Consider the following 13,674-nt stretch of genomic DNA (forward strand, 5'->3'; position numbering starts at 1 on the left):
ACCGCCGTATACGGAACCGTACGTACGGTGGTGTGAGAGGTCGGTAGGCGAAATAATCGTCTACCTCCTACTCGATTTTAGCTCATTCTAGTTACCATAATAAGGTTATGACAACTAGAATGAGCTATTTATATGGAATCAGCTTGTTCTTAACAGTATACACTGTTAAGATAGTAATAAATAAACAGTATATACTGATATAAAAGGATGGAATATCATGCAAGAAGAGCTTCATGGTTATGATGTGCCCGCGTTTCTCCGCAAAAAACAGCAAAAGCAACTTAATCAAGACGAAAAAGAGGAGTCGCCAAAAAAAGAGGGGCGACGCTTAGCTTCGCAAGCGAAAAGTCGTCAAGCAATCAATACTTTTCGCTTACGTAAGTCGGGTAATTCCACCATTATCACGGTGCCAGATGAAGTTTTAGCACTACTCGAAGTACGAATCGGGGATTATTTGGAGTTTGTTTACCTAGAAGAAGAAAAACTCTTAGTCTTACAAGAAGCTGAAGACGGCGTTAAAAAGAAAAAGGGGCGTTAGACAAATAAAGAGGGCAAAATTTTGGTGAAAAGTAGAAAAATTCCTAATTTGCCAGAGCCTTTTTTAAAAGAGCGTGCTACAATGAATGAGTATTTTGTGAAAGGAAGGGAAAGCATGAAAGTCTTATCTTTTGGTGAAATGATGTTGCGTTTAAAGCCGCCTGCTAATGAACGCATCCTACAAACAAATTTATTTGAAGGCACATACGGAGGGGCAGAAGCCAACGTCGCGGTTTCTTTAGCGCTTTTAGGCAACGATGTGCAATATTTATCCAAGTTCCCCGCTAATCTTTTAGGTGATAGCGCAGTGGGGACCTTACGGAAATATGGCGTAGATACTAGCAAAACATTCCGTGGCGAAGGTCGTCTTGGAATTTACTTCTTTGAAAAAGGGGCTAGCGTTCGTTCTACAAACGTTGTATATGACCGCGCTTATAGCACTTTTTCACAAGTTGCAGCTACTGAATTCAACTGGGCGGAAATTTTTGCCGATGTGGATTACTTCTACTTTTCTGGTATTACTCCAGCAATCTCTGCTGAGTTAGAAAAGGCCGTTTTAGCCGCTTGTGAGTATTGTCAAGCCAATAATATTCCGGTGGTTTGTGATATGAACTATCGGGGTAAAATGTGGTCCCCTGAAAAAGCGCGCACTGTAATGTCTAAAGTGATGGAATATGTGACGATTTGTATCGCCCACGATGAAGACTTTGAAGCAACACTTGGCATTAAAGCTTTTGATGGTGATTCTAGTCGCGGCATTGAACAAGAAGAAGATTTTAAAAAAGCGATGTTAGAAGTACAAAAACAATATCCAAATTGTAAAACAGTCACCAGTATTTTACGGAATATCCATTCAGTAGAAGAAAGTGAATGGAAAGCTCTCTTGTTACAAGATGGCGAATTTTACGAGACGGGCACATATAAAATGCACGTCATGGAAGGTGTAGCCGCTGGTGATGCTTACGGTGCTGGTTTAATGCATGCCATTTTACATGACTACACACCAGCAGATGCAGTGGCCTTTGGTTTGGCTGCCTCTGTCTTGAAACTGACAATTACTGGTGATTTAAACTTCGTCTCTGAAGCCGACATCAAAAATGTTATGGCTGCAGGCGGCGGTGCTCGTTTAAGCCGTTAATTACACAAATAAACACCTCAAGAAATGGTCTTGCTGACTGTTTCCTTGAGGTGTTTTTGTGTATTTTTCATTTTGCTAGCGGATTAAATGAACTTCTTTGGCACCGATTTTTTCAATAAAATCGGCATCGTGATCCACTAAAAGCATCGTCGGTTGCGTTGCCTGAATCACTGCTTCTAATTGTTGATGATTGTAAAGATCTAGATAGTTTAGCGCTTCATCCCAGACGTAAAGTTCACTGGGTACCGAGAGACTCTTGGCTAGTTCCACTTTTTTTTGCTGGCCCAAGCTCATTTTTTCGATTACATTAGTAAAAACTGCTCGCTCCATGCCTAATTTCTTTAAGTTGCTCAAAAAAGTCTCATAGTCTAGACCGTTAGCGGTGGCGAAGGCTGGTAAAAGACCACGATTATCCGTGTAAATTTGCCGAACATAAGAACTGTTGATGTTTTGTGGGCGCAAGATAGTGCCCGTAATTTTACCGGGAAAAGTTCCGAGGAGCGCTTGTAAAAGACTAGATTTCCCATAACCATTGGGGGCGACTAGTGCGAGGCGTTCGCCTTTTTTTAAAGTAAAGTTCAAGGGTTCAAATAAAGGTTTATCCTCGTAAAACAATTGTAAATTTTCAACTTGGAAAAGAATTTCGTGATGAGTAGGGGCAAAAAGCATTTTTAAAGGATCGATAAACTCGAGATTTTTTAATAATTTTTCTTTCTCCGTAATTTGCCGTTCCATCCGTCCTTCAATCGCTTTGGAACGTTTCATGACGCGGGCAGCGCGAGCGGTTACAGCACCAGCATGCCCAGTACCGCCACTCCCTTTAATTAAAGGATTACCGTGAATATCACTTTCCCGACTCATGGACCAATCAGACTTATCTTTGGCGGTCTTTTTCAAGCGACCAATTTCCTTTTGTAACTTTTGATTTTCCGCCAGCTCGAATTGGTCTTGCTGTTCTTTTTCCGTCAGGTAAGTGGTGTAATTCCCTTGGTACAAAGCAAGCTGATTTTTTTCAATGGCAATCAGATGATCACAAACTTCATCGATAAAGCGGCGATCGTGACTAATGACGATAAAACCTTGCTTTTTCTTTTGCAAGTACTGGGCTACTTGCTTACGGGCTGCATAATCTAGATGATTGGTGGGTTCATCAATTAAGGGGAAGGAAGCGGGATCTAAAAAGAGAAGGGCCAGTAACACTTTGGTTTGCTCACCCCCAGATAAAGTCGCAAATTCCCGCCAGAGACAATCCAAATCTACTCCTAAAAGATTTAATTCCCGCTCCAACTCCCATTGCTGAAAGTCGGCTAATTCATTTAGAGCATAATAGGTAAGCTGTTGAGGATTGCTGACAGTTTGGGGGAAGTAAGTCAGGGTCAGCTGATGGGTGATGGTGCCGGTAAAGGGAAGTTGGTTTTGCAAAAGTTTTAATAAAGTTGTTTTCCCCCGCCCGTTGCGGCCGACTAAACCCAACTTCCAACTGATATCAATGTTTAAGTTTGCATCGGTAAAAAGGGGGTCAATTTGTCCGTCATAGCTAAAGTTCAAATGTTTAATTTCAATTTTCGACATGGAAATTCCTCGTTTCTTTCGGTAAAAAAGGACCAGCTACCTAGGGCAACTGATCCACGACAAAAAATGAGAGTAACAAAAAAAGAGTCCTCGGTCATGAATAAGTAAGCCCTGTAAAAAAGTGCAGTCTAATCCTGTGCAACTTTTTACTAGATAGCTTACTTAATCAATGGCAGATTCCCCTTTACATTTAAAATTATTATGAAGTGAGTGTAGCATATTATGGTTAAAAGTTCAAATTGCAGCAACTGCTCAATTTTTTTTCAGCTAGCTTTTTCAAAAAATTAAGTTTAAAATTAGAGAAATACTGCGGATGCTTGTAGAAAGAAGTGAATTTGGATGGAAATTAGTTTATTAACCCAAGAAAATGCCACAATCATCGCCAATGATTGGCATTATCCAGCGCCTTATGATTTTTATGACGCTACTGCCGATTTGGAAGACTATGAGGAACTGCTAGATCCGATCCTGCGTCAAGACCATTACTATCAAGTTGAGGCTGCTGGCGAATTAATTGGCTTTTTTGCCTGTGAACTAGACGAAAATGTTTTAGATCTAGGACTAGGCATGCGTCCTGATCTCACAGGACGAGGTCAAGGTGCAGCTTTTATGAAGACCATTATCGACTATTTAACGGCGCATTTTACTTTTCAAAAGATCACTTTAGATGTGGCAGAGTTTAATCAACGAGCGTATCACTTATATCGCAAGCTGGGCTTTGTAGAAGTGACTCACTTCATGATGGAAAACAACGGCGGCCAGTATCCTTTTATTAATTTAGTCAGGGATTTCTCTTAAAATATTAGTAACCTAAAACTCGCCGTCGTGGTATTAGTCACTTCCTGTTCTTTGCCGAAGCATTTTTCAACCATCTTTTGTAGTTGTTCTGGGGCGTAATCCTCAGCAAAATAAGCCAGAAAAAAGTCGCGGCTGATTTTTTCGGTGTTAGTAAAAGAAAAAGTTTTCGTTTGATACGGAAGCTTTTTTTGTTGTAAGAAATGTTGGTAGTCCGAAAGCAAAGTATCTGGCGTCGTCTTTTCATAAGGAGAAAAGACGGTGTCGTAACTGGCTACAAAACGTAAAATTAGGCGGTGTTGGCCTAACGCCATGAAATTTTCTACATCCCTCACGGTTGTTAAAGCGGGATTCATGGCGCTAAAAACGACGTCATAAGTTTCCACTAAAGGAGTTTTAAAAAAGTTAGCCTGACTCATTTGGTAAAAGTGGGTAGTGGACTTTTGTCCTTTAGCACGAGCGATGGCTAGCATTTTTTCGGAAATATCGACTAAAGTATAGTGGGTGACATAAGGTTCAAGGGCGGGTAAGTATTTACCACTGCCCCCAGCTAAGTCTAAAAAAGAAGGAGCCGGTAAAATTTTTTCTTGCAATAAGTAAGCTGTTAAAGCCTGGGGAATATCAGCACACGCTTCTTGTTGAATCGCTTCGTATTCGGCGGCAAAGTCATCCCAAAAAGCGGCGATTTCTTTTTCTGTCGTCATGATACCCTCCAATTCATAAAGAAAATTGAGCCATCTTTTGGCTAAGCTGGGCTTTAACTTCTGGTGTGGTAAAAGCAAAGTCGATGGCGTTTTGATTCAATTGGCGAAATTCAGCGGTGGTCATGGCATGATGTTCTAAAAGATGCGCATATTCTTTGGTTAAGGTGGTGTTTGAAACGGTGCGATTATCCGTATTCAGACAAAACTTTACGCCATGAGTTAAATAGGCGCGGTAAGGAAACTCTTCGTAACTAGCGATGGCTTTGGTTTGCAAATTACTTGTAGGACAGCACTCTAAACACACGGGAAGCTGGCCAATTTCTTGTTGGGCGGCGGGGTCGTCTTTTAAGGCGATGCCATGCCCAATGCGGGTCGCTCCCAGTTGAATTGCCTGCAGGATATTCCGTACGCAGCCACATTCACCGGCGTGTAAGGTCAGTTGGACTCCTTGGTGGCCTAAAAAAGGCGTGACGCTTTCTTTTAAGGTTAGGGGGAAGTCAGGCCGTTCTGGACCGGCTAAATCAAGACCGACAATTTTTTGATGGCCTTGGTCTAAAGTTTCTTGAAAGACCGCTTGAATATGCGCCAGCTCATCTTGGCGCATGCCGCAAATCAATAGGTTGCCGATAATCGGGTACTGGGCTTCAGCTTTCGCCACGCCGGCAGCTACTGCTTGAATTACTTCCGTAACGCTTAAGCCTTGTTGTTGGGAAAGACTAGGGGCAAAGCGCAATTCTAAATATTGAATGCCATCAGCAGCTGCTTGTTCAAGAACGTCAAAAGCCGCGATTTTTAAAGCTTGCGCTGTTTGCAAGTAAGGCAGGACATAGTCAAAACAAGTTAAATAATCCATTAAGTTATGACAGTTGCTGGAGGCTGTCATTTTTTGTGCGACTACTTGTTGATCTTCATCAATGGGTAAATGGTCCAAGCGCGCAATTTTTTGCAAGGTTTGTGGCCGAATAGAACCATCTAAGTGGCAGTGCAGCTCCGCTTTTGGAAATTGCTGAATTTTGGCTAGTGTTAACATAAATTGTCCCTCCTTTAGTTTGTGTTATTCTAACTGGTTTTAGCATAATTTGCACGTTAAAAAATTCTCACTAAAAAACGAGGCAGTAGCTGTTTGCGCTAACGCCTCGTTTTTAACTTAGATATTTTTATTTTTAGGTAGTGTCACTTGAATACTGGTGCCTTGACCAACGATGGAACTGACGGTGATGGTGCCGCCAGCTAGTTGGACAATGCGCTGAACGAGAGTCATCCCTAGGCCGTTTCCTTGGGCTTTACGGCTAGTGTCTCCTTGGAAAAATTTATCAAAAAGATGTTCTTGCGTATGGGAGTCCATACCCAGTCCTTGATCTTTCACCGTCAAGACCACTTCACGGGTATTTTCTGTAAGGAGTACTTGCACTTGTCCACCGGTGGGGCTGTATTTAATGGCGTTATCCAAGATGTTTAGCCACACTTGGTACAATAATTCCTCGTTACCAAAAAAAGGCACAGCGGGTAATTGTAAGTCCCAGTCGACGTCTATCTTTTCCCAAGTGGGTTGTAAAAATAAAATGACTTGCCGCAGCTGTTCATCTAAGGAAAAAGTGGCGGGGTTTAAGACGATTTCTTGATTTTCTAACTTGGAGAGCTTTAAGATATTGCCGGAAAGTTTGCTGAGTTGTTGAGCGCCTTCTTCAATCCGCTGTAGATAGTCACGGGCATCACTTTCGCTAATTTCTGGTCGTTTTAAAAGTTGGGTGTAGCCCATAATAGAAGCAATCGGGGTTTTAAATTCGTGGGACACGTCCACGATAAAACTATTCCGTAAAGTTTCCATACTGCCAAGTTCCCGCACCATTAAATTAAAATCGGAAACGAGGTCGTCGATTTCTTCAATTTTCGAAGGCTTCGCTAGTTGGAGTTGGACGCCTAAATCGCCTTTGGAGACTTGGCGCATGGCGTGGCGCAATTGCGTAATGGGGGCCAATACTTTTTTACCGATTAAGAAACTCACAATGGTGCCGACTAAAATACTAAACCATAATAAAATCAGTAGCGGGCGAAATTGGATGCTAGAAGGCAAATTAAAGAGGGAATTATTAGCCAACGCAGCTAAAATTATGGCGATGATAAAGGTTGTTCCCAACATCACGAAAAAGATGATGCAGGACAAATACAGCCAAAGATTGGCGTAGATTTTTTTCTTCACGCTTTTTTCACTCCTTTATAGCCGAGGCCCCGCACTGTTTGAATGGTGATGGCCGCATCTTCCCCTAAGAGGTCCCGCAGGCGCTTAATATGAACATCTACCGTGCGATCGTCTGATTCGCTGTCGTAGCCCCAAATATCATCCATTAGTTGGGCACGGGTAAAAATTTTGCCCGGATAGCTCATAAGTTTAAATAAAAGTTGAAATTCTTTTTGTCGTAAGTAGCGGGTAGTCCCTTCAACGGTTAAAGAAAGCTTCTGGGAATCTAAAGTAGTGTTGCCCACCGTTAATAAATTATCAGCCACAATTTGTGCCCGCCGCAGTAAAGCTTCCACCCGTAAGAGCATCTCGTCCACATCCACCGGTTTGACCATGTAATCGTCCACGCCATTTTTAAACCCTTGGCGCTTGTCTTCAAAAGCTTCCCGCACAGTAATCATTAAAATCGGCAATTGCCAACCCGCACGCCGCAATTCTTTAGCCAAAGTAAACCCGTCCATCACCGGCATCATGACATCGGTAATCACTAAATCAAAAGTCTGCTGCGCCAAAGCATCTAAAACTTCGCGCCCGTTAAAACAAGAGGTCACCTCATAACCATTTAAGCTTAAGGTTTTGCTATATAAAGTATTTAAATTCACATCATCTTCAGCAACGATAATTTTCGCCATCTCTTCACGTCCTTTTTCTTTGCGTAACTTCATTATAACTGGCAAAATGAACTCAAGGTGAACTATTTCTTGAAAAAATCAGAAAACTGTTCTTTTCTGAGAAAAATTAATATTCAGTTCACACTGTTCCCGTAAAATGACTGGGAAGTGGCGAAAAACGTAAAGGATGTGGCATTTTGTTAGAATTAAAAGACATTAAAAAATATTACCAAGTAGGAGAGACCACCACCAAAGCTTTAGACGGTGTGTCGGTGGCTTTCCGGAAAAAAGAATTTGTGGCTATTCTCGGACCTTCCGGCTCGGGAAAAACGACGATGTTAAACGTCATTGGTGGGCTGGATAATTATGATTCCGGCGACATGGTGATTAACGGCAAATCCACTAAAGATTTCAAAGACAGCGACTGGGATGCTTATCGTAACAATTCCATCGGCTTTATTTTCCAAAGTTATAACTTGATTCACCATTTAGGGATTATTGATAACGTCGAACTGGGGATGACCTTAAGTGGTGTCGATAAGGCTGAAAAGACTAAACGTGCGGAAGAAGCACTACGGCGAGTTGGTTTAGCTGAACATATGCATAAAAAGCCTAACCAACTTTCTGGGGGTCAAATGCAGCGGGTGGCCATCGCCCGCGCTTTAGCCAATGATCCAGATATTTTGTTGTGTGATGAACCAACGGGGGCGTTAGATACCGAAACCTCCGTGCAAATTATGCAACTGATTCAAGAGCTGTCAAAAGAAAAACTGGTGATTATGGTCACCCATAATCCCAAGTTAGCTACTGAATACGCAGATCGAATTATTGAGTTTTCTGATGGCAAGATTCGCCATGATTCTCATCCCCACATTGAAGGGCAAAAGAAAGAACCTTTTAGCTTAAAACATACGAAAATGAAATTTACTACGGCCTTGAAGCTGTCTTTCAACAACATTCGTACCAAAAAAGGACGGACTTTCCTGACGGCGTTTGCTTCTAGTATCGGCATTATCAGTATCGGGATTGTCTTAAGCTTGTCTAACGGTTTCCAAAAACAAATTGACTCCACCCAGCAAGAAACACTGGCCAATTATCCCGTGACGATTTCTCCTAGTGCCACTTCCTTAGATGCTAACAGCAACCCCAACGGTAAAGCAACGAAAGAACAAGAGGAACAACGTAAAGCAGATGCCGTTTTTGCCAAAAAGAGTATCTTGGAAGAAAATACGCACTTGAATGTGATGACTAGTGACTATGTGGATTATATCAAGGGTATTGACCCTGAATTGTCCAATGATGTGGTCTTTACTTACAGTGCCGCTTTAAACTTGGCGCGGGACATTGATGGCACCATGACCCAAGTGAAATTTTCCAACGTGGATGAAAACAGCAACAGTCAAACAGCCATGATGTCTTCCATGATGGAAACTGGTGTCTCGGTAATTCCAACGGCGTTAAAAGGCGATAATAACTTTTTAAGTAACAACTATCAGTTGGTAGCCGGTTCCTGGCCAACAGCAACCACCGACGTCGTTTTAGTGCTGGATGAAAACCATGAGACCAACTATCACGCTTTAGCCAATCTCGGCTTCAATGTTACCGACAACGAAAAATTTGCCTACGACGATTTATTAGGGACGGAAGTGACGGCGTTAACCAACGACAATTACTATACAGAACTCCCGACTGGAAATTTTGTGCCGACGAGTGATTTAGCTGGTAGTGTGGCTAAAAGTGGTAATCTGACGTTAAAGGTCGCCGGGATTATTCAACCTCAAGCAGATGCCAAAATGGCTGTTCTAGCTAAGGGTATCGCCTATCAAGAAAGCTTAGTGACTGAACTTTTAAAAGCCAATGAAAATTCACAAATTGTCACCGCCCAAAAAGAGGCTAACGTCAACGTGATGACCAATGAAGCGGTGGATGACAGTAGCAAAGAAAACTTGTTAGCTTACTTTGGTGGCAGTAGCGTTCCAGCCAGTATTATGATTTATCCTAACAATTTTTCCGATAAAGACGAAATTTTAACGTATTTAGATGCCTACAATAAAGATAAAAAAGATGCGGATAAAATCATTTATACGGACTTAGCCGGCACCATGACCCAACTGACTGGGGGCTTGATGGACGCGGTGACATACGTTTTAGTAGCCTTTGCCGGAATTTCCCTGGTGACTAGCATGATTATGATTGCGATTATCACCTACACATCCGTCATTGAGCGGACCAAAGAAATCGGCGTCTTAAAAGCTTTAGGGGCGCGGAAAAAAGATATTACTCGCGTTTTTGATGCGGAAACTTGTCTGTTAGGTGTAGGTTCTGGCCTGTTGGGGATTTTAATTGCCTATCTGGCGACTTTCCCCATTAACGCTTTACTAGAAAACTTAACGGATTTGAAAAATGTTGCCCAATTAAATCCTGTTCATGCCGTCGTTTTAGTCATCGTCTCCACAATTTTAACCATTTTAGGTGGGCACGTACCGGCGCGCATGGCCGCTAAAAAAGATGCTGCTGAAGCGTTACGCGCTGAATAATCGCTCGTCAAAGATTCCCGTTAGCTTTTCGCTAGCGGGGATTTTTTATGTACTTTATTTCAATTCTTAATAGAATAGTGATATTTCAGTATATATTTTTATTTTTCCGTTTATCAAGATTCTCCCATAAGGTACGTTGACAGTGAGGGAGAGGAGTGGTAGATTTTTTATAAGTTAAGGGAAAGAGGCCATTTTATGTCTAGAGAATATGATATTTTAACGGGTTTGTTAGCAATCAATGATTCCATAACTACTGGGGAAAAAATAACTTTTACTTTCGATTTCTCAGCTCCTGAGCTAATGCTTTTAAAAGAAAAATACGCTTTAGAAAAATTCGTTGATGCTGAAAATGACTTTCAAACTATTCAAAATGTGTTAGCATTCATCAGCCAACATATCACTCATGGTAATGATGCCAATGAAGGAGTTCCTCGCAACGCACTGGGCTTTTTAGCTCACGCTTTTGATACTTCGGCCCACGTCTTAAATTGCAAAGAGCAATCTATTACTCTAACCGAGTGTTTTCTAGCTTTAGGTATTTCGGCTTATCCAATTTGGGAATTTCCTTGCAGTCCTTATGATATGGATAATCATGTAGTAGTTCAAGTTTACTCTGACTTTTTAAAAAAATGGATCATGGTAGATCCCACCTACAATCTCTACCTAAAAAATCAACAGGATGAATATTTGGATGTTTTTCAAATACGCAAAGCTTTAGCCAACCAAGAGATGCTCTTTTTAAATACTAGTGCGCACTATAATGGGAATTCCTGTGATTCAAAGGAGGGGCTCCAAGAAATTTTAACTTATTATGCCAAAAACCTTTTCTATTTATGTTGCTACCCGCAAATAGGTTATGGTACTTTTCAAGATGCAGTTGCTCAGTATTATCTGGTACCAGTAGGAATGGACTTGCATCTATTCTACGAAAAAACTTATGTCCATCGTATTCAGTATGCTCAAAAGCATCCTGAATATCATTCTTTTCTTCCTTATTTTCAAGAACAAAAAGATCAAACCGCCAAAAAAAGTTTTCGCTATACAAGTCCAGAAAATTTTTCTTTTGGTTTTATCAAGAAGTAAGAACGACTAGAATGAACTCACAACCGAGAGTCCTTTTAATTTTTGGGGACACTGTCAATTTTAAGTCACTTTTGAAGGAAAAGTAATCAAATAGGACATTTACCAGTCAAAATTAAGTTTTACCCGTATACTCAACTTATTAAGAAGGGAGAGAAACATGGTGAAACTATTACAATCAAAACGGGGCGAGTTTGCTTCACAGTTGGCGGCACTAGGGGTGGCGGATGAAAATAATTTTATCCCTGGGCGCACGACCCATTCCGGTAGCGCAAAACTACTTTTTTTCATTAGTTCCAATATCGCGCTCTTTGATTTTTATTTGACGCGGGATGTGGTGCTGATTTTTACCAAAAACAAGTTAATGATTCAATATGGTAAGGAGTGGCGGCCGTGGCTTAAGGTGACGAAAAAGCAGCGAGCTTTAAATCACGGACTCGTGATTCTACCCTATGAAAAAATTAGTCACTTCACGGTGGAAGAACAGGCCCTGGATACTAATCTGACCTTTAATGTCGGGGAAAAGATTTATCGCTTTTGGCTGAACGATAGTAAAACGGGTCCAATGGCTTTTTCTGGTGAAAATTATCGGCATTTAGTCGCCCAGCATTGGTATGGTTTGGAGGGCAAATAAAATGGCGCAGCTGAAAAGTAAATTGCCTTGGGAACTTTTACGCTATTTAGGAACGGTTATTTTTTTATTCACGGGTTTTTGGTGGATGCTCTTGCCACAAACTATTATTTGGCCACAAGCCAGTAATTTTGTCGCTTTTTGTTTGTTGTTTCTCTTGGAACCGGTGCGTCGGCCGGTTAGCCAGAATTTACTTTTAGTCGTAACTTCTTTCATTCTTTTTATGGTAGCTTTTAGCTGGCTAGTTTGGGTAGATTATCGCAGTCTAGTCTTGTTACCACTGTTAGCGTTGTTGACTTACTTTTACCACCAACAGCAACAAAAAAGACAACAAGAAATTAACGATATCTACTTAAAAGAATATTTACAGCAGTTAGAGCAAAGTGGCCAACAGCTGCGACAATTTAAGCACGACTATGAGAATATTTTGCTTTCTATGGAAGGCTATTTAAAATCCGAAGACTTAGCTGGACTCAAGCAGTACTATTTGAAAAATATTTGGCCGACTTTAAGTGAACTGGATAGTGGCAGTCATGAAGCGGCGAAACTAGCGAAGTTAGCCGTTCCGCCTTTGAAAAGTCTCTTAGTCAATAAAGTGATGGTGGCAGAAGCTTTACACTTAAAAGTCAGCTTAGAAATCCCGGACACCATTACCCGCTGTCCCGGCGATTTAGTCACTACGGTGCGGGCGTTAGGGATTCTTTTGGATAATGCCTTGGAGGCCAGTCGCCAAACGGAAAATAAATGGTTAAAAATCGCTTGTTTTACCACGGGGAACAGTTTAAAATTTATTATTGAAAATCCTTTTGCTGAAAAGTTACCCCCACTGCACGTGTTGCAGCAGCAAAATTTTTCTAGTAAGGAAGGACACGCCGGTTTAGGCTTAAGTAATTTGCAGCAATTATTGGCGAAGCGCCCGGAATTTTTGCTAGACACAGTCATTACGGAAGGGACTTTCACCCAAATTTTAAGCATTGAGGAACAACACTAATGGAGATTTATCTATGTGAAGACGATCCGCAACAACTGCAACAGTTACAAACCCTGATTACTAATCAATTATTATTTAAGGACTATCAAGCAACCTTTGTGTTAGGCACTCCTGACCCCCAAGCACTTTTAAATTTTTTACAGCAGCGGGACCTGCAAGAACAAGACTTACTTTTCTTTTTAGATATTGATTTAAAAGCGACGTTAGACGGCTTACAGTTAGCCCAAAAATTGAAAGCACAATATGCTAATGGGAAAATCGTCTTTATTACTACCCACAACGAGCTCATGAGTCTGGTGTTTAAATACCAAATTGAAGCGCTGGACTATTTAGAAAAAGGCGCTGAACACTTGCCGGCAAAAATTAGTCAATGTTTAGACGTCGCGTTTCAACGTTTTGCTAAAAGCGATGCCGTGGAGCATCTGGTTTTGCAAAGTCAGGGGAAACAACTGAACTTACCGTTAAAAGAGATTTTATTTTTCGAGTCCTCCGTCAAAGCGCATCGCGTAACGGTGCACTTATATCAACGCCAAGTTGACTTTTATGGCAAAATTAAAGATTTACCGCAGCTCAATCCACAATTTTTAAGAGTTCATCAGTCCTACGTGGTGAATCGCCAAAATATCGATTACTATGAACAGAAACGCCACGTCTTAGTGATGAAAAATCAAGAAGAATGTGCTGTTTCCGTTCGTTATCGCAAAGAATTGCTGCGCTATTTACAAGAATAGTCGGCAATTTTTTTGTAAGCATTATTGGCCCTAGTTAGCTAGGCACGTGCTAGACTAAAGGCGATGAAGCAATAAAGCGATAAAGAAATAAAGAGAAGAGTTGATACT

General features: G+C 41.3%; 13 protein-coding genes. 8 read left to right on the forward strand and 5 right to left on the reverse strand.

Annotation, left to right across the window (positions count from 1 at the left end; genetic code table 11):
• The first annotated feature begins 217 nt into the window (after positions 1-217).
• Entirely contained in the window at positions 218-538 is a 321-nt protein-coding gene (locus FFM57_RS02790; protein WP_137598994.1) for an AbrB/MazE/SpoVT family DNA-binding domain-containing protein, read from the forward strand.
• A 114-nt stretch (positions 539-652) separates the two neighbouring features.
• Entirely contained in the window at positions 653-1,675 is a 1,023-nt protein-coding gene (locus tag FFM57_RS02795; protein ID WP_137598995.1) for a sugar kinase, read from the forward strand.
• A 75-nt stretch (positions 1,676-1,750) separates the two neighbouring features.
• On the opposite strand, the gene abc-f is transcribed toward FFM57_RS02795, so the two are convergent.
• A complete protein-coding gene (gene abc-f / locus FFM57_RS02800; RefSeq protein ID WP_137598996.1) occupies positions 1,751-3,247 on the reverse strand; it encodes a ribosomal protection-like ABC-F family protein in 1,497 nt (498 codons plus the stop codon).
• A gap of 339 nt (positions 3,248-3,586) precedes the next feature.
• Here abc-f and FFM57_RS02805 point away from each other — a divergent pair, with 339 nt between their 5' ends.
• Complete coding sequence (locus FFM57_RS02805; protein WP_137598997.1) at positions 3,587-4,045, forward strand: GNAT family N-acetyltransferase; 459 nt, start codon at positions 3,587-3,589, stop codon at positions 4,043-4,045.
• On the opposite strand, the gene FFM57_RS02810 is transcribed toward FFM57_RS02805, so the two are convergent.
• The 4 genes from FFM57_RS02810 to FFM57_RS02825 form a co-directional block, all read right to left on the reverse strand.
• Entirely contained in the window at positions 4,042-4,746 is a 705-nt protein-coding gene (locus FFM57_RS02810) for a class I SAM-dependent DNA methyltransferase (protein ID WP_137598998.1), read from the reverse strand. The two genes, FFM57_RS02805 and FFM57_RS02810, sit on opposite strands and share 4 nt — an antisense overlap.
• 13 nt (positions 4,747-4,759) lie before the next feature.
• Positions 4,760-5,776, reverse strand: a complete 1,017-nt coding sequence (add, locus tag FFM57_RS02815) for an adenosine deaminase (RefSeq protein ID WP_137598999.1) — start codon at positions 5,774-5,776, stop codon at positions 4,760-4,762.
• A 117-nt stretch (positions 5,777-5,893) separates the two neighbouring features.
• Positions 5,894-6,946, reverse strand: coding sequence for a HAMP domain-containing sensor histidine kinase (locus FFM57_RS02820; RefSeq protein WP_137599000.1), 1,053 nt, complete (start codon positions 6,944-6,946; stop codon positions 5,894-5,896).
• Positions 6,943-7,617 carry a response regulator transcription factor gene (locus FFM57_RS02825; protein ID WP_137599001.1) on the reverse strand — a complete coding sequence of 225 codons (675 nt, stop codon included), beginning with the start codon at positions 7,615-7,617 and terminating at the stop codon, positions 6,943-6,945. The genes FFM57_RS02820 and FFM57_RS02825 overlap by 4 nt, the downstream gene beginning before the upstream one ends.
• Positions 7,618-7,793: 176 nt before the next feature.
• Between FFM57_RS02825 and FFM57_RS02830 the strand changes: the two genes are divergently transcribed.
• The 5 genes from FFM57_RS02830 to FFM57_RS02850 all read left to right on the forward strand — a co-directional run bounded on the left by FFM57_RS02830 (position 7,794) and on the right by FFM57_RS02850 (position 13,566).
• Positions 7,794-10,133, forward strand: a complete 2,340-nt coding sequence (locus FFM57_RS02830; protein ID WP_137599002.1) for an ABC transporter ATP-binding protein/permease — start codon at positions 7,794-7,796, stop codon at positions 10,131-10,133.
• Between the two features lie 195 nt (positions 10,134-10,328).
• Positions 10,329-11,216, forward strand: coding sequence for a transglutaminase-like domain-containing protein (locus FFM57_RS02835; RefSeq protein WP_137599003.1), 888 nt, complete (start codon positions 10,329-10,331; stop codon positions 11,214-11,216).
• A 157-nt stretch (positions 11,217-11,373) separates the two neighbouring features.
• Positions 11,374-11,847, forward strand: coding sequence for a hypothetical protein (locus tag FFM57_RS02840; RefSeq protein WP_137599004.1), 474 nt, complete (start codon positions 11,374-11,376; stop codon positions 11,845-11,847).
• 1 nt (position 11,848) lies between these two features.
• On the forward strand, positions 11,849-12,835 hold the full coding sequence (locus FFM57_RS02845; RefSeq protein ID WP_170999867.1) for a GHKL domain-containing protein: 987 nt from the start codon (positions 11,849-11,851) through the stop codon (positions 12,833-12,835).
• The gene (locus tag FFM57_RS02850) at positions 12,835-13,566 is read left to right on the forward strand and encodes a LytR/AlgR family response regulator transcription factor (RefSeq protein ID WP_137599006.1); all 732 of its coding nucleotides are present in this window, start codon (positions 12,835-12,837) and stop codon (positions 13,564-13,566) included. The genes FFM57_RS02845 and FFM57_RS02850 overlap by 1 nt, the downstream gene beginning before the upstream one ends.
• The last annotated feature ends 108 nt before the right edge of the window (positions 13,567-13,674 follow it).

The sequence above is a fragment of the Enterococcus nangangensis genome (assembly GCF_005405245.1).
GTDB lineage: Bacteria > Bacillota > Bacilli > Lactobacillales > Enterococcaceae > Enterococcus_J > Enterococcus_J nangangensis.